The 24,704-nt window shown below is 35.1% G+C and carries 26 protein-coding genes; 18 read left to right on the plus strand and 8 right to left on the minus strand.

Annotated features, from left to right (window positions below):
* The first annotated feature begins 194 nt into the window (after positions 1-194).
* Positions 195-602 carry a S1 domain-containing post-transcriptional regulator GSP13 gene (gene yugI, locus NCCP28_RS22685; protein ID WP_248563431.1) on the plus strand — a complete coding sequence of 136 codons (408 nt, stop codon included), beginning with the start codon at positions 195-197 and terminating at the stop codon, positions 600-602.
* A 334-nt stretch (positions 603-936) separates the two neighbouring features.
* On the opposite strand, the gene NCCP28_RS22690 is transcribed toward yugI, so the two are convergent.
* A complete protein-coding gene (locus tag NCCP28_RS22690; RefSeq protein WP_248563432.1) occupies positions 937-1,170 on the minus strand; it encodes a DUF378 domain-containing protein in 234 nt (77 codons plus the stop codon).
* Between the two features lie 220 nt (positions 1,171-1,390).
* Between NCCP28_RS22690 and NCCP28_RS22695 the strand changes: the two genes are divergently transcribed.
* The 3 genes from NCCP28_RS22695 (at position 1,391) to NCCP28_RS22705 (ending at position 4,797) form a co-directional block, all read left to right on the plus strand.
* Complete coding sequence (locus tag NCCP28_RS22695) at positions 1,391-2,554, plus strand: iron-containing alcohol dehydrogenase (protein WP_248563433.1); 1,164 nt, start codon at positions 1,391-1,393, stop codon at positions 2,552-2,554.
* A gap of 427 nt (positions 2,555-2,981) precedes the next feature.
* Positions 2,982-4,334: a glucose-6-phosphate isomerase gene (locus tag NCCP28_RS22700; RefSeq protein WP_248563434.1), complete on the plus strand. Its 1,353-nt coding sequence runs from the start codon at positions 2,982-2,984 to the stop codon at positions 4,332-4,334.
* A 133-nt stretch (positions 4,335-4,467) separates the two neighbouring features.
* Entirely contained in the window at positions 4,468-4,797 is a 330-nt protein-coding gene (locus tag NCCP28_RS22705) for a four-helix bundle copper-binding protein (protein ID WP_248563435.1), read from the plus strand.
* 192 nt (positions 4,798-4,989) lie between these two features.
* Here the strand turns inward: NCCP28_RS22705 and NCCP28_RS22710 are convergent, their stop codons facing one another.
* Positions 4,990-5,997 (minus strand): potassium channel family protein, encoded by a 1,008-nt coding sequence (locus NCCP28_RS22710; RefSeq protein ID WP_309296648.1) that lies wholly within the window; start codon positions 5,995-5,997, stop codon positions 4,990-4,992.
* A gap of 438 nt (positions 5,998-6,435) precedes the next feature.
* On the opposite strand from NCCP28_RS22710, the gene NCCP28_RS22715 reads away from it, so the two are divergent.
* From NCCP28_RS22715 to NCCP28_RS22730, 4 genes are all read left to right on the plus strand, one after another.
* Positions 6,436-7,176, plus strand: a complete 741-nt coding sequence (locus NCCP28_RS22715) for a GTP cyclohydrolase II (protein WP_248563437.1) — start codon at positions 6,436-6,438, stop codon at positions 7,174-7,176.
* Positions 7,177-7,189: 13 nt separating this feature from the next.
* Positions 7,190-8,269, plus strand: a complete 1,080-nt coding sequence (ribD, locus tag NCCP28_RS22720) for a bifunctional diaminohydroxyphosphoribosylaminopyrimidine deaminase/5-amino-6-(5-phosphoribosylamino)uracil reductase RibD (protein WP_248563438.1) — start codon at positions 7,190-7,192, stop codon at positions 8,267-8,269.
* A gap of 141 nt (positions 8,270-8,410) precedes the next feature.
* The gene (locus tag NCCP28_RS22725) at positions 8,411-9,511 is read left to right on the plus strand and encodes an FAD-dependent monooxygenase (protein WP_248563439.1); all 1,101 of its coding nucleotides are present in this window, start codon (positions 8,411-8,413) and stop codon (positions 9,509-9,511) included.
* Between the two features lie 37 nt (positions 9,512-9,548).
* On the plus strand, positions 9,549-10,112 hold the full coding sequence (locus NCCP28_RS22730; RefSeq protein ID WP_248563440.1) for a 5' nucleotidase, NT5C type: 564 nt from the start codon (positions 9,549-9,551) through the stop codon (positions 10,110-10,112).
* A gap of 64 nt (positions 10,113-10,176) precedes the next feature.
* Here the strand turns inward: NCCP28_RS22730 and chrS are convergent, their stop codons facing one another.
* The 3 genes from chrS to chrB are packed head-to-tail and all read right to left on the minus strand — an operon-like array spanning position 10,177 to position 11,790.
* Positions 10,177-10,653, minus strand: coding sequence for a chromate efflux transcriptional regulator ChrS (gene chrS, locus NCCP28_RS22735; protein ID WP_248563441.1), 477 nt, complete (start codon positions 10,651-10,653; stop codon positions 10,177-10,179).
* A 27-nt stretch (positions 10,654-10,680) separates the two neighbouring features.
* Positions 10,681-11,220: a chromate efflux transporter ChrA gene (gene chrA / locus NCCP28_RS22740; protein WP_248563442.1), complete on the minus strand. Its 540-nt coding sequence runs from the start codon at positions 11,218-11,220 to the stop codon at positions 10,681-10,683.
* Positions 11,221-11,790 (minus strand): chromate efflux transporter ChrB, encoded by a 570-nt coding sequence (gene chrB, locus NCCP28_RS22745; RefSeq protein ID WP_248563443.1) that lies wholly within the window; start codon positions 11,788-11,790, stop codon positions 11,221-11,223. It lies immediately after the preceding gene.
* A gap of 280 nt (positions 11,791-12,070) precedes the next feature.
* Between chrB and ade the strand changes: the two genes are divergently transcribed.
* Positions 12,071-13,801 (plus strand): adenine deaminase, encoded by a 1,731-nt coding sequence (gene ade, locus NCCP28_RS22750; RefSeq protein ID WP_248563444.1) that lies wholly within the window; start codon positions 12,071-12,073, stop codon positions 13,799-13,801.
* Between the two features lie 954 nt (positions 13,802-14,755).
* Here ade and NCCP28_RS22755 read toward each other — a convergent pair.
* Positions 14,756-15,076, minus strand: a complete 321-nt coding sequence (locus tag NCCP28_RS22755) for an 8-amino-7-oxononanoate synthase (RefSeq protein ID WP_248563445.1) — start codon at positions 15,074-15,076, stop codon at positions 14,756-14,758.
* Between the two features lie 16 nt (positions 15,077-15,092).
* Entirely contained in the window at positions 15,093-16,001 is a 909-nt protein-coding gene (locus NCCP28_RS22760; protein ID WP_309296647.1) for an HD domain-containing phosphohydrolase, read from the minus strand.
* 337 nt (positions 16,002-16,338) lie between these two features.
* Here NCCP28_RS22760 and NCCP28_RS22765 point away from each other — a divergent pair, with 337 nt between their 5' ends.
* The 5 genes from NCCP28_RS22765 to NCCP28_RS22785 all read left to right on the plus strand — a co-directional run bounded on the left by NCCP28_RS22765 (position 16,339) and on the right by NCCP28_RS22785 (position 19,444).
* Entirely contained in the window at positions 16,339-16,935 is a 597-nt protein-coding gene (locus NCCP28_RS22765; protein WP_375709447.1) for a nitroreductase family protein, read from the plus strand.
* A 256-nt stretch (positions 16,936-17,191) separates the two neighbouring features.
* The gene (locus NCCP28_RS22770) at positions 17,192-17,803 is read left to right on the plus strand and encodes a flavin reductase family protein (protein WP_248563447.1); all 612 of its coding nucleotides are present in this window, start codon (positions 17,192-17,194) and stop codon (positions 17,801-17,803) included.
* A gap of 18 nt (positions 17,804-17,821) precedes the next feature.
* Positions 17,822-18,433, plus strand: a complete 612-nt coding sequence (locus NCCP28_RS22775) for an alpha/beta hydrolase (RefSeq protein ID WP_248563448.1) — start codon at positions 17,822-17,824, stop codon at positions 18,431-18,433.
* A gap of 25 nt (positions 18,434-18,458) precedes the next feature.
* Positions 18,459-19,169 (plus strand): pirin family protein, encoded by a 711-nt coding sequence (locus NCCP28_RS22780; RefSeq protein WP_248563449.1) that lies wholly within the window; start codon positions 18,459-18,461, stop codon positions 19,167-19,169.
* A 2-nt stretch (positions 19,170-19,171) separates the two neighbouring features.
* Positions 19,172-19,444 (plus strand): hypothetical protein, encoded by a 273-nt coding sequence (locus NCCP28_RS22785; protein ID WP_248563450.1) that lies wholly within the window; start codon positions 19,172-19,174, stop codon positions 19,442-19,444.
* 135 nt (positions 19,445-19,579) lie between these two features.
* On the opposite strand, the gene gsiB is transcribed toward NCCP28_RS22785, so the two are convergent.
* Positions 19,580-19,951: a KGG domain-containing protein gene (gene gsiB / locus NCCP28_RS22790; protein WP_248563451.1), complete on the minus strand. Its 372-nt coding sequence runs from the start codon at positions 19,949-19,951 to the stop codon at positions 19,580-19,582.
* Between the two features lie 197 nt (positions 19,952-20,148).
* Here gsiB and NCCP28_RS22795 point away from each other — a divergent pair, with 197 nt between their 5' ends.
* The 4 genes from NCCP28_RS22795 (at position 20,149) to NCCP28_RS22810 (ending at position 24,629) form a co-directional block, all read left to right on the plus strand.
* A complete protein-coding gene (locus NCCP28_RS22795) occupies positions 20,149-20,514 on the plus strand; it encodes a type III secretion system effector protein (protein ID WP_248563452.1) in 366 nt (121 codons plus the stop codon).
* Between the two features lie 437 nt (positions 20,515-20,951).
* On the plus strand, positions 20,952-21,917 hold the full coding sequence (locus tag NCCP28_RS22800; RefSeq protein ID WP_248563453.1) for a glycosyltransferase family 2 protein: 966 nt from the start codon (positions 20,952-20,954) through the stop codon (positions 21,915-21,917).
* Positions 21,914-22,309 carry a GtrA family protein gene (locus tag NCCP28_RS22805; protein ID WP_248563454.1) on the plus strand — a complete coding sequence of 132 codons (396 nt, stop codon included), beginning with the start codon at positions 21,914-21,916 and terminating at the stop codon, positions 22,307-22,309. The genes NCCP28_RS22800 and NCCP28_RS22805 overlap by 4 nt, the downstream gene beginning before the upstream one ends.
* Positions 22,310-22,358: 49 nt before the next feature.
* Positions 22,359-24,629 carry a glycosyltransferase family 39 protein gene (locus NCCP28_RS22810; RefSeq protein WP_248563455.1) on the plus strand — a complete coding sequence of 757 codons (2,271 nt, stop codon included), beginning with the start codon at positions 22,359-22,361 and terminating at the stop codon, positions 24,627-24,629.
* Positions 24,630-24,704: the final 75 nt, after the last annotated feature.

Below are 24,704 nucleotides of genomic sequence, written 5' to 3' on the forward strand. Positions count from 1 at the left end.
ATAAAGAACGGCTAAAATGCCGTTCTTTTATTTTTGCATTGTAGTTGATAATGGTCCATATCTATAAGAAATAGAAGGCGAAAATAAAAAAAGCTATTTTTAAAAATAACTTTTTTTGTAATGTGAGCATATTTATGATATAATTTTATAATGCATATAAAAGGTAAGTTAATATAAAAATTAGGAGTGTTACCATGTCAGATAAAATTGAAGTTGGAAGCGTAATTACAGGAAAAGTAACGGGCATTCAGCCATATGGCGCGTTCGTATCATTAGATGAAAATACACAAGGTCTTGTTCATATTTCAGAAGTAACGCACGGCTTTGTTAAAGATATTAATGAGTTTTTAAAAGTAGGAGATGAAGTACAAGTAAAAGTACTTTCTATCGACGAAAATGCAGGAAAGATTGGTTTATCTATCCGTGCAACAGAAGAAGCTCCAGTACAGCCTGAAGCTGAAAAAGCAAAAAAACCTCGTGCAAAACGCCAAGCAGCACCAATTAAAACAGAAACAGAAAGTGCACAAGGATTCAATACATTAAAAGATAAACTACAAGAGTGGATTGATCAGTCAAACCGCAACGATTTAATTAAAAAATAATTGAAATCAAAGCTGATATAGAGGCATAGTGACCATATATATGGTCTTATTTTGGGAAACCATTCGCCTTTTATATCAGCTTTTTTATTTGATTTTAAGTTACCTTTCTATTTTAATAATAATAAATAAAATTATTTGGCTTTTGGCTCAAATAAATCGGCTGACATAAACAGTTTTGTTATTTATTGTGGGAAGTTTTAGCTAAAGAGTATTTTCTATTTTTAATACAAAAGAAAATATAGTACAAAAAACCGGTATAAAAAGTTTAGACTTTTTATACCGGTTTTTTTGTAAATTCTATTCATTAATATAGCCTAAAAAGAAATATATTCTTTTATCTTATTGATTTTGGTTCTGGTTCGCGGACTATTTCTTGGGATGGTTTAAATAATAATCCAAGGTTAATTAATCCAGCAATCCCAACTAATCCGTAAATAATTCTAGCAAGGGCAGATCCTTGTCCGCCAAAAATAAATGCTACAAGGTCAAATTGGAAGAATCCAATTAATCCCCAATTTATTGCGCCAACGATAGTAAGTGCTAATGCAATTCTTTGGATTGCGCTCATAGTGCTTTCCTCCTTTGTTGGGTTCATTAATAGGGTGGTTTAGAGTGCAAATAATTATACATGATAAAATAAATGCTAGTTTTTCTGGGGATAGAAACAAGATTTTTTGTGAAAATAAAATGGTCAAGCTAAAATTTTGCTTTTTAACTATTATTTGTTTCATAATAGGTACAGACATTTTTGCTATGTCTTAACTAGCTATTCTTTAGGAGGAAAAATAGTGGAGAATTTTGTTTTTTGGAATCCAACCAAACTTATTTTTGGAAAAGGCCAATTAGAGCAGTTGAAAAATCAAGTTGTTTCCTTTGGAAATAAAGCATTACTTGTATACGGTGGAGGCAGCATCAAAAGAAATGGATTATATGATAAAGTTGTTGCAATCTTAAAAGAAAGCGGCAAAGAAGTTTTTGAACTAGCTGGTGTAGAGCCTAACCCCCGTTTATCAACTGTTCAGCGTGGAGTAGATATTTGCAAAACAGAAGGAATTGATTTCTTATTGGCAGTTGGCGGCGGCAGTGTTATTGATTGTACGAAAGCAATAGCAGTTGGCGCAAAATATGATGGAAACCCATGGGATATTGTTACAAAAAAAGCAACTCCTACAAGTGCACTTCCCTTTGGAACGGTGTTGACTTTAGCGGCAACTGGTTCTGAAATGAATGCTGGGTCTGTTATCACCAATTGGGAAACACAAGAAAAATATGGTTGGGGAAGTCCGTTGACATTCCCGGTATTCTCTATTCTTGATCCAGAAAATACATATACAGTGCCGAAAGATCAAACGATTTACGGGATTGTTGATATGATGTCTCATGTATTTGAACATTATTTTCACTTAGAGGAGCATACTGAATATCAGGACTATATGTGTGAATCTTTGCTGAAAACAGTAATGGAATTTGGTCCTAAGCTAGTAAACGACTTAGAAAATTATGAGTACCGTTCAACCATTCTTTATTGTGGAACAATGGCATTAAATGGCATGGTAAATATGGGCTACCAAGGAGATTGGGCAACACATAATATTGAACATGCCGTTTCAGCTGTATATGATATTCCACATGGCGGAGGATTAGCTATTCTTTTCCCTAACTGGATGAAACATAATTTATCTGTGAAACCTGAGCGTTTTAAACAAATGGCTGTTCGCATTTTTGCTGTTGATCCAGATGGAAAAACAGATGAAGAAGTCGGGTTGGAAGGAATTGGTAAATTAAGAGAATTTTGGAATAGCATAGGCGCCCCGTCTCGTTTAGCTGATTATGACATTGATGACAAAAAAATTGATTTGATGGTAGAAAAAGCAATGGCAAATGGAGAATTCGGCAGATTCAAAGTGCTGAATGGACAGGATGTAAAAGCAATTTACGAAGCTTCTTTATAAGAAATAGTTAGTTGGGCAAAAAGTTGGCTCTTTTGATAAATTGGAACGATTGCATACTTATCAAAAGATGCTGATTTTTTGCCTTTTCTTTTAAAAATAAGGCTGTTTTCTAAAAGATTGTTGTTTTCCGGATAGTTTCCATGAGTAAATCCATGGTTAAAACAGGCTGATTGGAGTGAAAGCTGTGAGACTCCGCAGACGATACGCCGAAGAGACTCCTCACCCGTCCTGCGGACAATAAACATCCTGGACTGGAAATCAATCTACGCCTTTAAAAGCAACAAAGTTTATGAAAACAGTCTAAAAAATGGCATAATAGAAAAAAGTCATATTGAATACGCTTACAATTTAACATCTTTCTTGATAAGTTATCTTACATTAGTTAAAGTGAAATAGAAGAAAAAATAAAATAATTGGAGGATCATTTATGACACACGTTCGTTTTGATTACTCAAAGGCGCTTAGTTTCTTTGGAGAGCATGAAATTACATATTTAGAGGATGCTGTAAAAGTAGCTCATCATTCTCTGCACGAAAAAACAGGAGCAGGAAATGATTTCTTAGGATGGATCGATCTTCCTGTTGAATACGATAAAGAAGAATTTTCTCGTATCCAAAAGTCAGCTCAAAAAATTCAAAATGATTCAGAAGTATTGCTTGTAATTGGAATCGGCGGTTCTTATTTAGGAGCCCGTGCAGCAATCGAAATGTTAAACCACAGTTTCTACAATGCATTATCAAGTGATAAAAGAAAAACACCTCAAGTCATCTTTATTGGGAAAGATATCAGCTCTACTTATATGAGTGATGTTATTGATTTCTTAGGAGATAAAGATTTCTCTATTAATGTTATTTCTAAATCAGGTACTACGACTGAACCTGCAATCGCTTTCCGTGTGTTCCGCAAATTACTGGAACAAAAATATGGGGCAGAAGAAGCAAAAGGAAGAATTTATGCAACAACAGATAAAGCAAGAGGAGCGCTAAAAACATTAGCGACAGAAGAAGGTTTTGAAACGTTTGTTATTCCTGATGATGTTGGAGGCCGCTACTCTGTTTTAACAGCTGTTGGATTATTGCCAATTGCTGTTAGTGGAGCAGATATTGATGCGATGATGAAAGGTGCAGCAGCTGCTCGCGTAGACTTCGGTTCATCTGAATTAAAGGAAAATATTGCTTACCAATATGCAGCAGTACGAAATGTGCTTTACAATAAAGGAAAAACAATTGAAATGCTGATTAACTATGAGCCAGGTTTACAATACTTCTCTGAATGGTGGAAACAATTGTTTGGCGAAAGTGAAGGAAAAGACCAAAAAGGAATTTATCCTTCATCAGCTAACTTCTCAACAGATTTACATTCACTAGGTCAATATGTACAAGAAGGGCGCCGTGATCTATTCGAAACAATTGTAAAAGTTGAAAAGCCTCGCCATGAAATTATTATTGAGGCAGAAGAAAGTGATTTAGACGGCTTAAATTATTTAGCAGGAAAATCAGTTGATTTTGTTAACAATAAAGCATTCCAAGGTACTTTATTGGCGCATACAGATGGCGGAGTTCCAAACTTAGTTGTAACTATTCCAGAAATGGACGAGTATACATTTGGCTATCTTGTATATTTCTTTGAAAAAGCATGTGCTATCAGTGGTTATTTGCTAGGAGTAAATCCATTTGATCAGCCAGGAGTAGAAGCATACAAAGTAAATATGTTTGCGCTTTTAGGAAAACCAGGTTTTGAAGAGAAAAAGGCAGAGCTTGAAAAACGTTTAAATGACTAATAAATAATGCAAAAAACCCTGAAAAGCAATTTGCTTTTCAGGGTTTTTGCATTATTTAAAGCTAGATTAATGTTTAAAGGCGAAATAATAGGCTAAATAAAGCATAAAAGATAGAATGGAAGGAGAAATTAGTATGTTGGATGAAAAAGAACAACAGCTAGTCCGCTCCCTGCAAGAATGTATGATTGCTTGCAATCATTGTCTTAATGAGTGCTTAGCAGAAACCCATGTAGAAATGATGTTGGACTGCATTCGTTTAGATAGGGAGTGTGCAGAATTCTGTTCTTACCTAGAACAAGCAGTAATCAGAAAATCACCATTTGTACATGCACTGACTAGTTTATGCATATCTATTTGTGAAGCATGTGCAAAAGAATGTCAAAAGCATGAGCATAGACATTGCCAATATTGCGCAGAGATTTGTACACAATGTCTAGCTGTTTGCAAAAATTATCTTCAATAATAAGAATGAGATGGGGCTGTACTCAAAAGTCATTAAAAAATGACCTTTGAGTACAGCCCATCTTTTTAGTACTATTAAATTTGCCTGTTTTTATTTTAGGACGTATTAGACAGCCTCCTATTGAATATTAACGGGATTTTGCCCCTCATCTAAGGAAGTATAAGAGAAAACCTTACTGGTTGAAGTTTTGCTTTAAGAAGTAATAAAAATCAATTCGTCTCCTTTTTCTAATAAAAACGAAGAAGAAGGATCAAAATAAGTTTTTTCTCCTCTTTTTATGCCAATAAGCAGCTTGCCTTCTTGTAAAGTATGGGCGCTTAACGCTGCAAAATTACGATTTGATTGCCAGGCATTTTCTTCGCTTAATGGAATGATTTTTAATTTTTTTTCTTTTAGCTGATTAAGCAGGTCTAAAAAAGCAACCATTGTATCTTTAGAATTTAAACTGCTATTCATTACAAAACTAGTCAAATTATTAGACTGAATAATTTCATCTGCTCCTGCTCTTTCCGCATTGGCTACCTGTTCAACAGTCAATATTTCCACAATGCAAGTAACTGCAGGATTAAGCCCTTTGACGGCAAGCAGTGTTAAAATCGAGCTCATATCTGCTTGAAGTTCATCTTTATTCTGATCTGCAGTTATAATCACTTTTTCTGCTAAAACAATATTTGCCATAAGAAGAGTACTATCGATATTAGGATTCCCTTGAATAAAATGAATCGAGTCAGGCAAAGGGTTTTTCGCCAGAGAGGCATCGATAAGGGTAATCGATGGCTTTTTATTGTCGTTTATCTGTGAATAGATCAGGGATCTTGATCGTTCATTCCAGCCAATAATGATAAGATGATTTTTTCCTTTATACATGGCTTTCCCTTCTATAAAAGTATTTTGTTTAGTTACGGCCGCGGTTGCCAAAGTGACAAAATAAGTAGAAATAAATCCTACTCCTGTAAATATAAGTGCAATTCCTGTTAAGCGGCCTAATATGGTACTAGGAACATAATCTCCATATCCAATAGTAGATGTAGTAATAATTGCCCACCAAACACCATCAAAAAATGTTGGGAAATTTTGAGGTTCTATCCATGTAATAGCTGTCCCAAAAGCAACAATAATAATAATGGAAATAGCTAAAATTCGTAAAGTGATTGGCAAACGCAAAAATGTAGCTAAAATATTGTTAGGCAATACCTTCACCTCAAAACGTTTCAGTAGTATTCTATTCTGTATTATGTTCAAAATCCATTAGTTTCAGACTGCAAAGTAATTTGAATAGTACAGTACAATACCCATAAATTTTGCGGAATATTCACGATAAAAGGACAAGCATTATGGAACAATAGAATTCAGCGTAGTAAAGAGAAACTATCCCTTTAAAGTATGGCTCTATTCATGAAACGGAAAGGGTTATTTTCCTATAGTAAAAGTCATACTAAAAAATCGAGTTTGTATATTTTAAAAGATTCCTATATGATAATAATTATCAGTAATTTTTATTTTAGTTACTTGACGCTAATTTGTTATCAATATATACTTACTTACATATAGTAAGTAATAAGAGTTTTATTCGTTTATTCTTTCTGTTTTACACATGAAAAGAAATAACATGGCCTATAGGGAAAAGGAGATTATGGAATGGAAAAAGAAGTGATAAATCTTCTTCAAAATAAAATGGAGATTCTTCTATTTAATGATACAAATAATTTATGTCTGGTTGGACCAGTGAACCTTCCTGTTCAACTTGGAAAAGATACAGTTACCTTTCAATGGTATACATGGCTTCCTATTAAAAAAAATCAATCAAAAGAAGAATTATTAGAAATGCTTCCTTCTTTGCACTTAGCAGAATATCAGCAATCATCTGTCCTTGTATATGGAGATTTTAAAAATGCGGAGGATGCATTAATTCGTATGCACAGCATCTGCCATACAGGCGATATATTTGGCAGCAAACGATGCGACTGTGGTTTTCAGCTGAGAGAATCTATGAAGATGATTGTAGAAAATGGCAGCGGAGCACTATTTTATATTGCAAATCATGAAGGAAGGGGCATTGGATTATTTACGAAATCTTTGGCTTATCTTCTTCAACAGGAGGGCTTTGATACAGTAGAAGCAAATAATGCGTTAGATTTTCCAGATGATATGCGCAACTACGAAGAGCCAATTAAGGTCCTTCAGTTTTTGCGCCAAAAGCAAGTAAAATTAATTACCAATAATCCGAAGAAGCTGGCAGCATTAAAATCAATCGGGCTGACAGCAGAAGAAAATGTTCCAATTTGGGGAGATATCTCAGAGTATAATGAAAACTATTTGAAAACAAAAGTGCTTAAATCGGGCCATATTCCGGCCAATGAAAAAATGGTAACAACATAAGGGAGAAAAAAGGATGAAAACAGATCAAGATTTTATGAGAATGGCATTAGATCTTGCAGCTACGGCAAAAGGAAAAACAAATCCGAATCCTGTTGTTGGGGCAATTCTTGTGAAAGACGGGATGATTGTCGGGTCAGGCATTCACCGTAAAGCAGGGGAACCCCATGCAGAAGTTCATGCCTTTCATATGGCAGGAGAGCATGCTTTAGGAGCCACTCTTTATGTAACCCTTGAACCATGTTCACACTTTGGCAAAACTCCTCCTTGCGCCAATCTTGTTAAAGATTCTGGTGTGAAAAGAGTAGTTGTGGCAACTGAAGATCCAAACCCTTCTGTAGGAGGAAAAGGAATCAATCTTATTAAAAATGCAGGAATTGAAGTAGAAGTAGGCGTTTTGAAAGAAGAAGCATTAAAGCTAAATGAGCGATTCATTCACAATATGATTTATGAAATGCCATTTGTCATTTCCAAAGTCGCCATGACTTTAGATGGGAAAATTGCTGCATATACTGGCCATAGCAAGTGGATTACAGGAGAAGAGGCAAGACGTGAAGTTCATGAGCTCCGCAATAAAGTAGATGGCATTCTTGTAGGAGTGGGGACGGTGCTGGCAGATAATCCACAACTTACAACAAGACTTGAGGTTCAAGGGAAAAATCCTATACGAATTATTATGGATTCTAATTTGCGGATACCACTAGATGCTCATGTAGCAGACTGTACAGAAGCTGCTACAATTATTGTGACAACAAAGGAACGAAACGATGAAAAGGCGAAGCTGTTAATGAAAAAAGGAGTAAAAATCTTAACAGTACCTAGTATGAATGGCAAGGTAGCTTTAAAGATGTTGTATAAAGAGGGGATTACGGATATTTTATTAGAGGGCGGAAGCGAAATTAATGCGAGTTTTATGCGAGAAAAGCTTATTCAAAAATACCTTGTTTATGTTGCCCCGAAAATTTTAGGCGGTAAATCCTCGTATACGCCATATAGAGGAGAAGATGTAGAAACGATTAACGAGGCGGTTCAGCTTCGGTATGCTGATGTGGAGAAAGTTGGAGAAGATTTAAAGATAACGGCTTATCCGCTTTAATATAGGAACCAAATCAACCCCTTCCTTTTTCCTATAAAGGGAAGGGTGGTTTTGGTTAATTAACAGTCAATGGGGGTGGAGAACCTCCCATTGACTGAAGTTTCACTTTATAAAAGAAAATAAAGAGAAGAGATGGGGAAATTGACGATATTAGAAGCAGATGTTTGTGTAGTTGGTGCAGGACCTGGCGGAGCATTATTATCCTACTTATTGTCAAAAGCCAATATTTCTACTATTTTGCTGGAGCGTCATCAAGACATTAATAAAGAGTTTAGAGGCGAGCATTTAAATGAGGAAGGAATAGCTGTTTTAAAAAAGGCAGGACTTTTTGCCGCTTTAGAAAAGATGGGAATCCTGCCAATGAAACGGGTAGAATATGTAGATAGGGGAAAAGTTTTTAAAACAATATTGCCAGCAGAAGGAATAAATCATACCGGCATACATGTACCTCAAAATCATTTATTAAAGGTTATTCTAAATAAGGCAAATACCTTTCCTGCTTTTCAATTAAAAATGAATGCAAAAGTGGTAGATTTGGCAGAAGACATGGAAAATGGCGGCAATGGAGTAATGGCAATCATAGATGATAAGAAAACCATTGTCCGCAGCAGACTGATTATTGCAGCAGATGGAAGGTTTTCCACTATTAGAAAAAAAGCTGAATTCCCTGTCACGCCGATTAGGCATGGATATGATTTATTATGGGCAAAAATCCCAGCGCCTCTTAATTGGGAACCAACTGTAAGCATGGCATTAGCGAATGGAAGTCAATTAGCATTATTTACACAATATGGACAATATATTCAAATTGGCTGGAATATAAAAGAAGACAGTTTTCCAGCATTAAGAAAGGGATCTTTTCAAATCTTCATAAATAGTCTAATTGAAGCTTTTCCTGAATTGGAAAAAAGCGTTTCAGAGCATATTCAGTCATGGCGGGATTTTGTTTTATTAAAGGTTGAAAGCTCGAAAAGTTCCACATGGGTAAAACAAAATGTAGTTTTATTAGGAGACGCTGCTCATACAATGAGTCCAACAGGAGCTTTTGGATTAAATAGTTCCTTAAAAGATGCAGAGGTTTTAGCAGAGGTGATTGCAGCTGTTCTTTTAGGAAAAAAACCTTTGTCGCACTTAAAAGAATATGAGAATATCCGGAAAATATCCGTTGAGGAAATACAATCAGAACAATTGAAGCGAGAGTCTAGTTTTAAAGATCATTTTACAATAAAAACTGATTATTAACTAATGCTGCTGTTTGTCAAAGTATGGAGGAATAAAAATGAAGTTTGGATTTGATATTGATGATACTCTTATTAATTTAAGGGAGTATGCTTTTGGTTTATACAATAAAAAAATGCAAACAAATATTGATTTAGAAATATTTAAAGCATTAAAGACGGTGGAGATCCATCGTCCATTTGGTTTGCAGGATGTGGAAGGCAAAGAGTTGTGGAATTCTTTGCGTGAAGAAATCTATTTTACGGATTGCCCGCCTTTTCCAATGGCAGTTGAAACATTAAATGAGCTAGTGGAAAATGGACATGATGTTTATTATATAACAGCAAGAAATAAGGAGTTTGGAGAACGTACAAAGGAATGGATGCAAAGAAAAGGATTTCCAATGCAAGAAGGGCACTTTTATTGCGGAATGGAAGATCATGAGAAAATTCATATCATTAAAAAATTAGAACTTGATTTTTATTTTGATGATAAGCCGCAAGTGGTGGAAACTCTTGCAGATGCTGCTGTTCAGGTTTATGTGAAAGATCATCCTTATAATCAAGAATTAAAAATGAACAGATTAAAGGATTGGTCTGAATTAACAGCTATTTTGCAGAAATAAAAAAGAGGAGTTAGATGAAGTGCACTCCAATTGTTAGACATAGTCTAACAATTGGAGTGCTTTTTTATAATTTCATACCCATTCTGCTTTTATATCTTTTAATTAACAATTGGGTATCAACACTTACTACACCTTCTGTTGCGTATAATTTATCTGTTAAAAATTCTTCCATTTCCTGATTGTCGGCAAAAATTCCATGCATATGAAGTTTGCTCGGACCTGTCATGTGATAAAGGCTAGAAACTGCAGAGTCATTTGCTAATTTTTCCGCAACCTGTTCCAAATATTTTGGTTCTACATCCACATTAAAAAAAGCGGAAACCATCATGCCGATTCTAGTAGGATTAATAACCGTCGTGAAACGTTCAATAATTCCTTGTTCCATTAATGTGTTAATCCTCATTTGAACAGCCACTCGTGAAATGCCAACATGTTTTCCGATATCTGTATAAGAAATCCGGCTGTTTTCATGAAGTAAATCTAGGATGGCTTGATCGATAGCATCTAGTTTAAAGTATGGGATTTGAAAATGGTTAGACATAATTATCTCCTTATTGATTACTAGATATTAATGAATATATGGAACAACAATTCCTCCATAAAGAAATGCAAGGATAATGACGAGCGCGGGATGCACTTTGAATTTCTGCAATAACAATAATGCGATAATAGCAATAATGGCTGATTGAATAAGTCCTAAAGAATGGTAAGAGTCTTGAAACATTTCAAAGGTAAGGCCAATCATTAGAGCAGCAATAACCGGCTGTACCATAATGGTCATTCCTTTTACAATAAGAGAATCGCGATGTTTGCTCATTACTTTTATTAAGAAGATAAGAGCAGCTGCAGATGGAACAACGGTTGCAAATAATGCAATGAAAAAACCAAGCCATCCCCCCATGCCGAAGCCGACATATGCAGCAATTTTTGTAGCTATTGGTCCAGGCAAAGCATTCCCTAATGCAAGCATATTAGAAAATTCAGCATTAGACAACCAATTATATCGATTAACAATTTCCTCGTACATTAATGGAATAGAGGCTGGCCCGCCTCCATAACCAAGAAGATTTGCCAAAAGAAAACTTAAAAATAGGCTAACGAGTATCATCTATTCTACCCCTCTTTGTTTGTTTTTGAGTTTTGTTTTGATTTTAAAATGGAATGCTCCATATGTTAAAAACACTAAAATAACAATGGCCGGGTGAATAGAAATCGTTTGTATGAGCACTAAGCAAACAATTGTTAATAGAATGCCGATGTAAATGCCTAAACCTTTTACAGCCTTTTCTCCAAATTCATATGCCATAACGCCAAGCATAACCGCAATAACGGGAAGAACGGCAGAAATCATACCAGTTACAATAGCAGAGTTGCTTAATACATTAACAAAGGTAATCAGTAAAACCATAGCTAAACAAGTCGGCAAGATATGTGCCAATACAGCAACTGTGGCCCCGAGAGCACCTTTTTGTTTATATCCTAGATAAGCAGCCATTTTGGTAGCAATAGGGCCAGGCAAAGTATTAGCAATGGCCAATATTTCTCCAAATTCGTCATTTGTAACCCAGTTAAAGCGATTAACCGCTTCATGGCGGATCAGTGGAATAACAGAAGGCCCTCCTCCAAATCCAAATATGCCTGCCCGCATTAATCCAATAATCAGTTCTTTGTAAATCATTGCTTTCTCCTCTCTGTTGAATAACATTATGTAAAAATAAAATAATAAAGATGAACATTTCGTAATAATAATAGCATATTTATTAGGTGTATAGAGATATTAATTCGTAAAATAATTACATAATGCATCAAGGGTTTTGTTTATTTTAACTAAAAAATAGTTTGAGTGTTTGTAGTCTATATAATAAAATGGTAAAAAATATTTTAAAGTTTATCAATATTTGTTTTCCTGTTTAAATCAATAGCTTAATTGTAAAATGACCATAAGGGGGAATGATTAAATGGATATTAGGAAATATAAAAAAAGAATAAGAGTCGCTGCAAAAACAGAAAAAGCCGATTTGGTGATTAAACAGGCGAAAATTGTCAATGTCTTTACAGGTGAAATAATGGAAGGGGATATTGCAATATCAGATGACTTTATTGCAGGGATTGGACATTATGATGGAAATCAAGTAATTGACGCAAAAGGCAAATTTGTTGTGCCAGGGTTAATAGATGGCCATGTACATATAGAAAGCAGCATGCTAACACCCCAAGAATTTGCTAAAGTGCTGTTGCTCCACGGTGTGACTACAGCTATTACCGATCCCCATGAAATAGCAAATGTTGCTGGAGTACATGGCATTCAATATATGCTGGATAAATCAGAAGATTTGCCATTGGATGTTCGAGTCATGCTGCCATCCTGTGTGCCAGCTGTTCCATTAGACAGCAATGGTGCAACATTAGGGGCAGAGGATTTAGCTCCATTTTTTCATCATAATAGAGTTTTAGGTTTAGCGGAAGTAATGGATTTTCCTTCTGTGTTCCACACAAATCCAGATATGATAAATAAACTGTTTTCTGCCAAACAAAATCATGCCTTAATAGATGGCCATGCAGCAGGAATAGAAAAAGAACAGCTTAATGTATACAGCGCTGCTGGAATAAAAAATGATCATGAAGCGACAACAGCTCAAGAAGGAAAAGACCGTTTAGATTTAGGTTTATATTTAATGATAAGAGAAGGCACAGTTGCAAAGGATTTAAAAGCTTTGCTTCCTGTTGTGACAGTCCAAAATTCAAGGCGCTGTTTATTTGTTACCGATGATAAATTAATTGATGATTTAGTGGATGAAGGCAGCGTCGACCATTGCATTCGTTTAGCAATACAAGAAGGGCTCAATCCTATTACAGCCATCCAAATGGCGACAATCAATACAGCAGAATGTTTTAAGCTGGATAATGTCGGGGCTGTTGCTCCAGGTTATAAAGCGGATTTTTTACTTGTTGATAATTTGGAAAAGTTAGCAATTAACATGGTTTTTAAAGAGGGGAAATGTGTTGTAAAAGAAGGGACTCTGCAAGAAAAAGGATTTAAAAAACATGCCTATTTAGATGAAAACTTGCCAGAAATAAATGCTGCTGCTATAGAACTATCCCATTTAGCGCTGCCTTTGTCGTCGGATTTTTGCAACGTCATTGAAGTGATTCCAAACAGTATTGTAACAAATCATGCCAAAGAGCATATTACATTAGAAAATGGTGTGTTTAAACCATCGATAGAAAAGGATCAGCTAAAGCTTGTTGTTGCAGAAAGACATCATCAAACAGGCAATATTGGCCGCGCTATTGTAAAAGGGTTCGGTTTGCAAAAGGGTGCGATTGCGACAACCATTTCTCATGATTCTCATAATATTGTGGCAGTGGGAACTAATGATGAAGATATATTAAAAGCGATAAAATATTTAATAGAAATAAAAGGCGGCATTTCGATAGCAATCGATGGAGAAGCAATTGCAGCATTGCCATTGCCGATTGCAGGTCTGATTTCTGACCAAAGCTATCAAACGCTTTATCGTCAAATAGGGGATATAAATAAGAAGGTGAAACTTTTAGGAGGGTATGAATCCTTTAATCCATTCTTAACTTTATCCTTTTTATCCTTATCTGTTATTCCAACATTAAAGCTTACAGATAAAGGTTTATTTAATTTTCAATCTTTTTCTTATATTTCCATTGAGGCATAAAAAGGGGCTGTTCAACTTGCTTATTGATTTCTAATCCAGGCGTTGTTCGCTTTCCGCACGCGTCGAGGAGCCTCCTCGGAGAGTGCCCCTGTGGGATCTCCCTTTGACTCGCTTTTCCCGCAGGAGATTCCAATCAAAAAAGTGCCAAAATCCATCATAAGCATTACAGGACTTTTTTTGAAATTAAATACAAAAAAACCGTTTTTTCTTGTAAAATGAATAGAAGTCAAAAAGCAGGGGAAGAAAAACAAATTGTTTTTCTTCCCCTGTTTTTATTTTAGGACTTATTAGACAGCCCCTTCTTATTGAACTTTATCAATAAATGCACGTAGCTTGCTTTTTCCATCTAGCAGCAAATTATTTGCTTTTAGAAAAAAAGATTCGAATGGTCCCATTCGAATCAAAAGAAAATATATATTTAAGAGGGGAAACTCTTAACATGTTTATATAGTAAAGGATAATTATGAAAAAATAATGAACAAATGATTAATAGATTAATAAAATTTTGGGAAAATATATGTTTATTAGTGAATTGTATTGCCTTTTATCGTTGGAATTTGTGTTGTGAACCTTTTTTGTAGAGCTTTCATAATATGTTCATACTTCTTTGTTATATTGACATGTAATCAAAAAAAAAAATCCAAAATGTTTAAAAAATAGAAAAAGTGCTAAATATAATGATAAATATTGGCATAATGAAAGCGTTTTCGTCTATAATGAATATATACAATTCATTGGCTAATCTACTTATATTAAGGAGTGGATAGAATGGAAGAACAAGCAAACTTTTTAAAGGGCTTAAAATGGGGAGTAATTATCAGTATACCTCTTTGGATTTCTTTTTTTGGATGGATTAAAATGTTATCCCATTTGGTTTGAGTTTTTATATAATATGCAGCTCATCTTTTGAGCTGTTTTTTGTTTTATAAAAAAAAAGCCATAAAGGCTTTTTGGTTAAAATAATGGATGAGGAGGATCAATGCCTAATACAGGCGCTCCGTCTACAGTTAGCCAAATATAATAATGGTCAATTTCTTTTCCAATAATTTTTTCAATTTTAGCGATTGTTTTTTCTTGTACATCAAAAGATATTTTTGCTGTTTGCTCTCCAAGTGGAATATCTTTCATTCCTAATAGATCGGCAATTTGTCTTGCTTGATCGTACGATACTTCTACATATTTATCATATTGGGGCAAATATGCTGCTTCAGCAGGTTTTATTTGAAATGATAACAATAAAACAGCAGCAATAAAAATCCACGCTATTTTTTTCAAAATAATTCTCTCCCTTTTAAAAATCTAGTAAATCTTTTATAGAAATAAATGTATCAACGATTAAGGGATGATACATGGTTCCCCTGCAATTTTTAATTTCTTCCATTGCTTTTTCTTTAGGCATCCCTTTTCGATAAACTCTATCTGTTGTCATGGCATCATATGAATCAGCGACAGCAATGATAGCAGCTTCTATAGAGATTTGTTCCCCGCTTAAACCTAAAGGATAACCTTTTCCGTCAAATCTTTCATGGTGTTGAGCGACAATTTCTCCAGCCTCTACTAATAAAGTAATGCCTGTATCTGAGAGAATCTCTTTCCCATAAATAGGGTGTAGTTTCATTACTTCCCATTCTTCAGATGTTAACTTTCCTGGTTTTTGGAGAATTTGTAGCGGGACTTTAACTTTTCCTAAATCATGCAAAAATGATGCCATATTTAATCTCATCAACTGTCTTGATTTTAATTCAAGCTCTTTTCCAATCATTAATGAGATTTCTTTAATTCTTTTACAATGATCAATGGTATAGCCATCCTTTTCTTCAATAGCTAGAGCAAGTTCCATCATTTCTTTTGAGACGAAACTAAAATGATGGAATACAGGTTGGCTGGATACATAAATAAATTCCGTTACCTCTTCTGCATGAAAGAGATAATGTTTTTTAACGGGATTTTCGAAAAATGAATCTCCTTGTTTTAAACTAAAGTGATTAGATTCCGATTGAAGTCTCATATGTCCTGAAATAATATATAAATACTCAAATGCATTCCAACCTTCTTCAGGGGTAATTGCCCAGTCAGTGCCAGGTTGGAGCTTGTGATAAATAATCTCTGTACCATCACCAGAAGAAACTAAAGATACTTGTGCTCCTTTAATATGCACAGTCTCTATAAACTCACCTTCATTAATAATGCCCACACTCATCTTACCTCTTTCCTTTAAAGCTAGTATCTATAGCAATTGGTTACTATATTAATAGAAACTTAGCTATAAATATTTTAAATGAAAAAAGCATCAATTGTAATAGGTAAATATTATTAATTAGGCATTTTGGCGTATTTTTCATCCAGAAAAGAACTAATTTTCACATACAATTCTATCATATCAAAAGATTATAAATAATTATATAGGGTATAGGAAATTTATAATGATATAGCAGGTCTTTTGGGGATAAAATTAATTACTTGACAATATTAAATTATAAAATTAAAGTTAATTACGAATAGTAAGTGATATATAAAAGAAAATGGAGGAATGAATGATGAGTAATTTTTTAGAAGCAATTAAAAACAGACGCAGTTATTATGGAATTAGTAAAGAGCAGGTAGTTTCTGATGAAAAAATTCAAAAAATTGTGAATGAAGCTGTTTTGCATACGCCTTCTGCCTTTAATTCTCAAAGCACACGGGTAGTTGTTTTGTTAGGGGAAAATCATGATAAAGTTTGGGCTATTACAGCAGATGAATTAAAAAAAATTGTTCCTGCTGAAAATTTTGCATCAACAGAAGAAAAGATAAATTCATTTAAAGCTGGCTATGGAACGGTTCTTTTTTTCGAAGATCAAGAAGTAGTGGAAGGGTTGCAAAAACAATTTGGGGCATATGCAGATAATTTCCCAATTTGGTCTGCACATACGTCTGCGATGCATCAGTTAGTTATTTGGACGGCGTTAGAAGAAGCTGGATTTGGAGCATCTTTGCAACATTATAACCCTCTAATTGATGAAGCGGTGCAAGTAAAATGGGATCTTCCGGGAACATGGAAACTAGTCGCGCAAATGCCATTTGGCAAACCAACAGCTGAACCAGGCCAAAAAGAATATAAACCGTTAGAAGAGCGTGTTAAAGTCTTTAAATAATAGAAAAGTTTAAAAAAAGGCACATGAATGAGTCATGTGCCTTTTTTTAAAGCATATACAGGCTAGCTATCCTTATTTAATAGGCTGTAAGACCATTAACTCAAGGATTTGGAAAGGAAGTTTGTCTGCAAAATCGTATTGATGGAGAGTTTACTTTATCTATTTGACATAAAAGAAATATAAATAGTATAATTATCTTGAATTCGAGATAATAGTGTTTTTTAAACGATTGATTAGATAATTAGGAGGAAAAATAATGTTTATGATTGATCCGGCCTCTTTGTCTCCTAAGGATGTGTATAAATTTTTAATTGGAAGCATCCTTCCTAGACCGATAGCATTTGTGACTTCCATAGGAAAGGGAAATGCGTTAAATGGTGCACCTTTTAGTTTTTTTAACATCGTTTCCTCAGATCCGCCGATTCTTTCTATCGCTATTCAGAGAAAAAACTATATACAAAAAGATACAGCTCGTAATATTAGTCTAAATAAGGAGTTTGTTGTCCATATTTGTGATCAGGAGAATATAGAAAAAATAAATGAAACAGCAGCAAGTTTGCCAAGCAATCAAAGTGAAATTGAGTATGCTCATATGCAGAAGGCAAAGAGTGCTCAAATCTCAACACCAGGAATAACAGAAGCTAAAATTAGAATAGAATGTAAGCTAGAGCATCTTATTACCATTACAAATGATGAAGGGAAGCCTACCTGTGATTTAATACTCGGCCGCGCTGTTTGCTTTCATATTCAAGAAAAATTATATAAGGATGGAAAAATAGAAGTTGAGCAGTTAAAGCCTGTCGCTAGACTTGCTGGCGATAATTATAGCAAACTTGGAGAAATGTTTAGTATAAAACGACCAAATTAAGAATAGGAGAAGGATAAAATGCAGCATATTTTTAAAAAAGGAAGCAATCAGAATAAACCAACTCTATTATTATTGCATGGTACAGGTGGAACAGAACATGATCTGCTGCCCCTTGCTGAGTTAGTAGAGCCAGAAAGCTCTGTTTTAAGTGTTCGCGGCAATATTTTGGAAAATGGAATGCCCCGTTTCTTTCGCAGATTAGCAGAAGGTGTATTTGATGAGGAAGATTTAATATTCCGCACAAAGGAATTAAATGAATTTTTAAATGAAAGTGCAGAAAAATATGAATTTGACCGCAAAAATATTGTAGCAATTGGTTACTCAAACGGGGCAAATATAGCAGCAAGCATTTTATTCCATTATACTGATGGGTTAAAAGGAGCTATTTTACATCATCCGATGGTTCCACGTCGAGGAATAGACCTTCCAAATTTAAAGAATCTTCCTGTTTTTATTGCAGCAGGGAAAAATGATCCTATTTGTCCTTTGCAAGAATCCGAAGATTTGAAAGAGTTATTGGCAAATGCGGGAGCAAATATCCATATGCATTGGGAAAACTATGGCCATCAATTAACCAGAACAGAAGTAGACGCAGCAGCAAGCTGGTTTCAGAAAAATTTTGCCAAATAAGGAGTTACTAAGGAGGAAAGCAGAGATGATACAGATATTTCCGAAAGAAGCTGGACATTCAGCAAGCAATGAGTGGTTAGAGAGTCATTTTAGTTTTTCTTTTGGTCCTTATTATGATCCTGAAAATATCCAATTTGGACCATTGCGGGTTTTAAACGATGATATTATTCAACCGAGAAATGGATTTGGAATACATCCACATAGGGAAGCAGAAGTTGTTTCTATTGCTTTAAGCGGACAGCTAAAACATGAAGACAGTTTAGGAAATAGTGGAGTGATTGAATTCGGCCAGGTCCAAAGAATGACAGCAGGAACAGGAATTCTTCATTCAGAAGTTAATCCATCTGAGACAATGCCAGGCAGATTTCTTCAATTATGGTTTTTTCCTGATACAAAACAGTTGCCTCCTTCCTATGAAGATATTAGCTATGATACCAGCCGCTTAAAAAATCAGCTAGTGCCAATCGTAGCTCCTAATGCTAGTAAGGGGATTGCGAAAATTCATCAAGATGTTACTGTGTATTTATCAAAAATCGATGCCAAAGAGGGGATAGAATATAAACAAAAAGAGGGCAGAAGAATTTTTGTTTATATAATTGATGGAAGCGTGCTAGTAAACAATGAATATTCCGCTGGAAAATATGGATCTGCACGTATTGAAGATATTGATTTTTTGCAAATAGATGCTTTAGAGGACAGTTTTATTATGTTAATTGATTTGCCAGAAGGAGAATAATAATGTTAATGATTCGTCATGCCATTGGAAGCAGACTATTTCTTGAAACTGCTCATTATTCTGTAAATCCAAAAGAAGATAAATGGGTCATCACTGCATCTGTTACAAAAAACGAGCTTAAAAACTTGCTTGATTTTCAAGAAGAATTAAATTTATTTATAGTGGAAGAAAATCAAAAAACATGGTATTATTCCTCTAATGCAGATTTATCGGTGAATTCTAAAGAAAATGAGATAACTATTGTTGCAGATCATCAGACAAAGTATCCCGTCTAAATATTTTTCATAAGCATAGTTTTTAATGTAAAATGATAAGTATAAAAAACCATTACTAAAACGACGAACAAACCCAAATGCTCTAATTAGAACATTTGGGTTTTAGATTTACCTAATATAAATGGCATCAATGGATTAATCATTGTTGCGATTGGTTGCATTGCCGCCTTTTTTGCCGATTTCTTGGTAAAATTCCTTATCATGGTTTTTAGAGGTGGCTTCTCCACCTTTTTTGCCGATTTCTTGATAGAACTCTTTGTCATGATTGTCGGAAGTAGCTTCTCCGCCTTTTTTACCAATTTCTTGGTAGAATTCTTTGTCATGGTTATTGGAAGTAGCTTCTCCACCTTTTTCGCCGATTTCTTGGTAGAATTCTTTATCATGGTTATTAGAAGTAGCTTCTCCACCTTTTTGTCCAATTTCTTGATAAAATTCCTTATCGTGATTTTTAGCTGTAGCTTGTCCGCCTTTTCTTCCTGCTTCTTCTCTGCTCATTTTGTCTGCCATATTGATCACTCCTAAAAAATTTTTTATGAATTGTACATAGGTTATATAGCCGCTTTTGGGATGAATAAACATGAAATAAGCAGAAAAAAGAGAGGAAATGTTTGGCATTTTTTTGTTTGGCTGATAAATCAAGGATAAATCGCATATTAAATGAAGATAAGTTTTGATCATTATTAGAAAAAAGGAGAATGTGAATAATGATTTCAATAGATAAGTTTTTGCAAGTGGTTCAAAAAGCAGAAGAGTTGGGCTGTAAGGTAGTGTATGATTCTATGAAGAAAATAAGTTTTAATGCAAATATGTTTATTACTGTTCCTTATGAAATTTCTTTGGAAAATACGTATGCTCTTGCTCATGAGATTGGACATGTGCTGGATTTTATCCAAGGGGATTTAGATTATGATAAATGGCTAAATGACTGGTCTTATCGAGTAAATGCAGAAATGAGTGCATGGGTGCATGCCTATAAATTATTAACAGAGCTTGATGTGCCTCTTGACGGCTGGAAAAATCATGTAGACAGCAAATTATCCAATTACTTTAAATTGCCGGACGTTATATAAATATAGGTTAAATTGAAAAATCCTCTATATTATTAGAGGATTTTTTTATCTTTAAAAAGAGGAACAGAATCCTTGTCACTGAAAGTGTAGGACTGAAAAAAGTTTTGATACATCTATTCTTTTGGCTGTTTTTGTAAACTTTGTTGAGTAGACTGATTTCCGTGGGGCAGACGGTGAGTCTCCTCGGCATAGCGCCTGTCCCGCTAATCCTACAGGAATCTCGCCCTTTTCACTCCAATCCACTTGTTTTATAACTATGGATTTACTTATGGAAACTATCCGAAGAACAACAATCTTTTAGAAAACAGCTAATCTTTTATATGATATTTTAGGAAAGTTAAGGATTAATTAAGGTTTATTCAGTAGAATCACATTATTCCATTCGGAAGTAGCAAAGGAAGTATTGTTACAGTTTATGAAAGGAAAGGTGATAATAAATGGATAACCTAAAGTATTCTATTATTATACCTGTATTTAATGAAGAACAGGTGATAGAACATACCTATGAGCGCTTAAAAATTGTGATGGACAGTACAGCAGAAACATATGAGCTATTGTTCATTAATGATGGAAGCAGAGATAGTACTATTGATATATTAAAACATTTGGGAGAAACCGATAATCATATAAAAACAATTGATTTTTCTAGAAATTTTGGTCACCAAATTGCGATTACAGCTGGAATGGATTATGCACAAGGAGATGCTGTCATTATTATTGATGCAGATCTACAAGATCCTCCTGAATTGATATTAGAAATGATTGGAAAGTGGAAAAGCGGCTATGATGTGGTGTATGCAAAAAGAACAGCAAGAAAGGGAGAAACCTTTTTTAAAAAACAAACTGCTGCCCTATTTTATCGAACACTGCGAGCTATGACTGACATTGAAATCCCAATCGATACAGGAGACTTTCGTTTAATTGACCGAAAAGTTTGTGAACAGATGCAAAATGTTCATGAAAGAAATCGATTTGTCAGAGGATTAGTAAGCTGGGTTGGCTTTAAGCAAACTGCTGTAGAATATGAGCGAGACGAAAGATACGCTGGTGAAACAAAATATCCATTAAAACGAATGCTTAAATTATCCATAGATGGAATCACTTCTTTTTCATATAAGCCATTAAAAATAGCGAATTATCTAGGGGCGGCATTATCAACTATCGGATTTATTTATATGCTTGTTGTGCTGTATCAAAAACTTTTTACAACAACGACTATTACAGGATGGTCTTCTATCATTGTCATACAACTATTCTTTAGCGGCATTACCCTCATGATGCTAGGGGTAATGGGCGAATATATAGGCCGTATTTACGATGAAGCAAAAAATCGGCCATTATATATTGTACAGGATGTGTATAGTGTGGAAAATCCAACAAAAACGGCCATTACGACAAAATGAAACGAAAATTTATCATTTTTGGAAAGTTTGCAGCAGTAGGGGGCGTCAATACTTGTATTGATTTTCTTGTCTATACATTATTGGCGGTTTTATCTGTAAATTATTTAATTGCACAATGCATTTCCTACATCTGTGGACTTTTAAACAGCTATTTTATGAACCGTGCTTGGACGTTTAAAAGGAAAGAAAAAGCAAATTGGCAAGAGTTCTTCCGTTTTGTATGTGTAAATGCTCTAACCTTATTGATTACGATGCTTTTTCTCCAGCTTTTTTACACTGAACATCATTGGAGTTTGGCTGCAAGCAAGTTTGCAGCAACAGTCATTGGTGTTTTCATTAACTTTATAGGCACAAAATTTTTTGTTTTTACCAAAAAAGCAAGTGATGTCTAGTAGAAGGAACATTTAAAACAGTAAAAATAACAGAAAGTATGAGGTATTTATGAAAAAATGGACTAAAGGAAGAGTAGATATCCTTTTAATTATCATACTACTGTTTTCTGCAGGGCTAAATTTTTATAATTTGCAAAATGCAGGAACAAATTCTTATTATAGTGTGGCAATAAAAAGCATGTTGACAAGCTTCCATAACTTTTTCTTTGTATCTTTTGATCCTGCAGGATTTATCACGGTCGATAAACCTCCTGTCGCTTTATGGATACAAGCTATATTTGCTTATATTTTTGGATTTAATGATTTTGTATTATTGCTGCCAGAAGCATTAGCTGGAGTTATATCTGTTTTATTGCTTTATTTAATAGTAAAACCAAAATTCGGCAGAACCTCAGCGCTGATTTCAAGTTTAGTACTGGCATGCTCTCCCATTTTTGTAGCAGTTGTGCGTACAAATAATGTAGATAGCATCTTAATTTTAACGTTAATGTCCGCAACTTGGGCGCTTATGAAAGCTGTTGAAAAGCAGAAACTAGGATGGCTGATTTTAAGTTTTGCTTTAGTTGGTGTTGGCTTTAATGTGAAGATGATGCAAGCATTTATGGTATTGCCGGCATTTTTCTTCTACTATTTCTTTGCAACAAGAGAAATAAAACTTGCAAAGAAAATAATAAACTTGGTAATCTCCACAGTTGTTTTAGCTGTTATTTCTTTATCATGGGCAGTGGCAGTTGATTTAACGCCTGAGAGTGAACGTCCTTATATGGGCGGAAGCGAAACAAATTCTGTATTAGAATTAGCTCTTGGCTATAATGGATTGTCCCGTTTAACAGGAAATAATTCAGGCGGCGGGAATAGTTCTGGCCAACAAGAAATGCCGGCTAATAACAGGACAGAACAAACACAAACTAGCGATCAGACAACTAATGGCACTAGTAATGATGCTGCTGAATCTTCCAATACAAATACTCAAAACAATGAAGGAACTTCTGCGAGTTCAAGTATGCAAGATGATGGCGGAGGTCCTCCAAGTGGACAAGGCGGCATGATGAATGATGATGCTAGCCAGAAGTCCGGAATGTTTAATACTGGAGACGCAGGTCCTCTGCGTTTATTCCAAAGTGAACTTTCTGGACAAATTAGTTGGCTGCTGCCATTTGTGCTGTTTGCTTTAATTGGATTAGTGGTAACTTTCTTAAAAACGAGAAGATATACAATGCAACATCATTTTTCTTTATTTTGGTTAGCTTGGCTTATGCCAATGATGGTATTTTTCAGTATTGCGCTATTTTACCATCATTATTATTTAAGCATGATGGGGCCTGCAATTGCAGCGCTAACAGGTATTGGCTTTAACACCATATATAACTTTTATAAAGAAGAAAAAGGCTGGGAAAGCTGGTTATTGCCAGTCGGCATTCTTGCAACAAGTTTATTCGAAGCATTGATTGTTTATCAAAATAGTTCATCTGTCTCTATTATTTGGATGTGGGTTGGCATTGTTCTTGGAGTGGTATTGTTTATGCTTCTTGTTGCAGCAAGATCAAGCGAAACAATCAAACGTACAATAGCAATTGCCAGTATTCTTTCTCTTTTAGTGCTTCCTATTTATTGGACAGCCATTACTATAACAAAAACCGGAAATGAATCTATTCCAACAGCTGGGCCGACAAGTGGAATGGGCGGCGGTCGAGGCGGCATGCAAGGAGGTCCAGAGGGCAATACGAGAATGGGGGCACCTGGAAATATCCAAGGAAGCCCAGGAGGCAATATGCCTAGTGCTGCAGATAAAACAAATGATAGCAACGCCAGTTCTGATGCAAACAATAACCAAGGAAATGCTTCACAACTGCAAGGGGGCACCCCACCTCGCGATAATGGAAAAATGGGCGGCGGAGAAATGGGTGGCGTTGATACGGAGTTGATGCAGTATTTAGAGGAAAACTATAATGGTGAAAAGTTTTTCCTAGCTGTTCAACGAGCCCAGTCTGCGTATTCCATTATGCTGAATACAGATTATGCTGTTATGGCAATGGGAGGATTTGGCGGAAGTGATCCTGCTCCGACTGTTGAAGAATTGGAAAAAATGGCGGAAAATGGGGAAATTAAATATTTCTTAATTTCTGGCCAAGGAATGGGCGGCAGCGGAAATAGTGATGTAACTGCGTGGATCCAAGAGAATTGCGAGGAAGTTCCAAGCAGTGAGTATTCTTCAGATGCTTCTAGCGATAACAGTAGTTCTTCTGATAACACGGATAATACCGATACCCAGAATCAACGTGGCGGCAGTTCTACACTGTATGTATATAAAGGCAAATAGAAAACTAGGTAGGCAAAAGAAGAGCGATTCGCAAGGTGCGATCGCTTTTCTTTTGATAGCAGGAAATTAAAAGGA

This window comes from Niallia sp. NCCP-28, from assembly GCF_023168165.1.
Classification (GTDB): domain Bacteria; phylum Bacillota; class Bacilli; order Bacillales; family Cytobacillaceae; genus Niallia.

What these genes read in the sequence shown, in the direction of transcription:
- yugI (WP_248563431.1), top strand. Translation starts at nt 195, where the DNA reads ATGTCAGATAAAATTGAAGTTGGAAGCGTAATTACAGGAAAAGTAACG.
- NCCP28_RS22690 (WP_248563432.1), bottom strand. Translation starts at nt 1,170, where the DNA reads ATGAGCGCAATCCAAAGAATTGCATTAGCACTTACTATCGTTGGCGCA.
- NCCP28_RS22700 (WP_248563434.1), top strand. Translation starts at nt 2,982, where the DNA reads ATGACACACGTTCGTTTTGATTACTCAAAGGCGCTTAGTTTCTTTGGA.
- NCCP28_RS22705 (WP_248563435.1), top strand. Translation starts at nt 4,468, where the DNA reads ATGTTGGATGAAAAAGAACAACAGCTAGTCCGCTCCCTGCAAGAATGT.
- NCCP28_RS22715 (WP_248563437.1), top strand. Translation starts at nt 6,436, where the DNA reads ATGGAAAAAGAAGTGATAAATCTTCTTCAAAATAAAATGGAGATTCTT.
- ribD (WP_248563438.1), top strand. Translation starts at nt 7,190, where the DNA reads ATGAAAACAGATCAAGATTTTATGAGAATGGCATTAGATCTTGCAGCT.
- NCCP28_RS22730 (WP_248563440.1), top strand. Translation starts at nt 9,549, where the DNA reads ATGAAGTTTGGATTTGATATTGATGATACTCTTATTAATTTAAGGGAG.
- chrS (WP_248563441.1), bottom strand. Translation starts at nt 10,653, where the DNA reads ATGTCTAACCATTTTCAAATCCCATACTTTAAACTAGATGCTATCGAT.
- chrA (WP_248563442.1), bottom strand. Translation starts at nt 11,220, where the DNA reads ATGATACTCGTTAGCCTATTTTTAAGTTTTCTTTTGGCAAATCTTCTT.
- chrB (WP_248563443.1), bottom strand. Translation starts at nt 11,790, where the DNA reads ATGATTTACAAAGAACTGATTATTGGATTAATGCGGGCAGGCATATTT.
- ade (WP_248563444.1), top strand. Translation starts at nt 12,071, where the DNA reads ATGGATATTAGGAAATATAAAAAAAGAATAAGAGTCGCTGCAAAAACA.
- NCCP28_RS22760 (WP_309296647.1), bottom strand. Translation starts at nt 16,001, where the DNA reads ATGAGTGTGGGCATTATTAATGAAGGTGAGTTTATAGAGACTGTGCAT.
- NCCP28_RS22765 (WP_375709447.1), top strand. Translation starts at nt 16,339, where the DNA reads ATGAGTAATTTTTTAGAAGCAATTAAAAACAGACGCAGTTATTATGGA.
- NCCP28_RS22770 (WP_248563447.1), top strand. Translation starts at nt 17,192, where the DNA reads ATGTTTATGATTGATCCGGCCTCTTTGTCTCCTAAGGATGTGTATAAA.
- NCCP28_RS22775 (WP_248563448.1), top strand. Translation starts at nt 17,822, where the DNA reads ATGCAGCATATTTTTAAAAAAGGAAGCAATCAGAATAAACCAACTCTA.
- NCCP28_RS22780 (WP_248563449.1), top strand. Translation starts at nt 18,459, where the DNA reads ATGATACAGATATTTCCGAAAGAAGCTGGACATTCAGCAAGCAATGAG.
- NCCP28_RS22785 (WP_248563450.1), top strand. Translation starts at nt 19,172, where the DNA reads ATGTTAATGATTCGTCATGCCATTGGAAGCAGACTATTTCTTGAAACT.
- gsiB (WP_248563451.1), bottom strand. Translation starts at nt 19,951, where the DNA reads ATGGCAGACAAAATGAGCAGAGAAGAAGCAGGAAGAAAAGGCGGACAA.
- NCCP28_RS22795 (WP_248563452.1), top strand. Translation starts at nt 20,149, where the DNA reads ATGATTTCAATAGATAAGTTTTTGCAAGTGGTTCAAAAAGCAGAAGAG.
- NCCP28_RS22800 (WP_248563453.1), top strand. Translation starts at nt 20,952, where the DNA reads ATGGATAACCTAAAGTATTCTATTATTATACCTGTATTTAATGAAGAA.
- NCCP28_RS22805 (WP_248563454.1), top strand. Translation starts at nt 21,914, where the DNA reads ATGAAACGAAAATTTATCATTTTTGGAAAGTTTGCAGCAGTAGGGGGC.
- NCCP28_RS22810 (WP_248563455.1), top strand. Translation starts at nt 22,359, where the DNA reads ATGAAAAAATGGACTAAAGGAAGAGTAGATATCCTTTTAATTATCATA.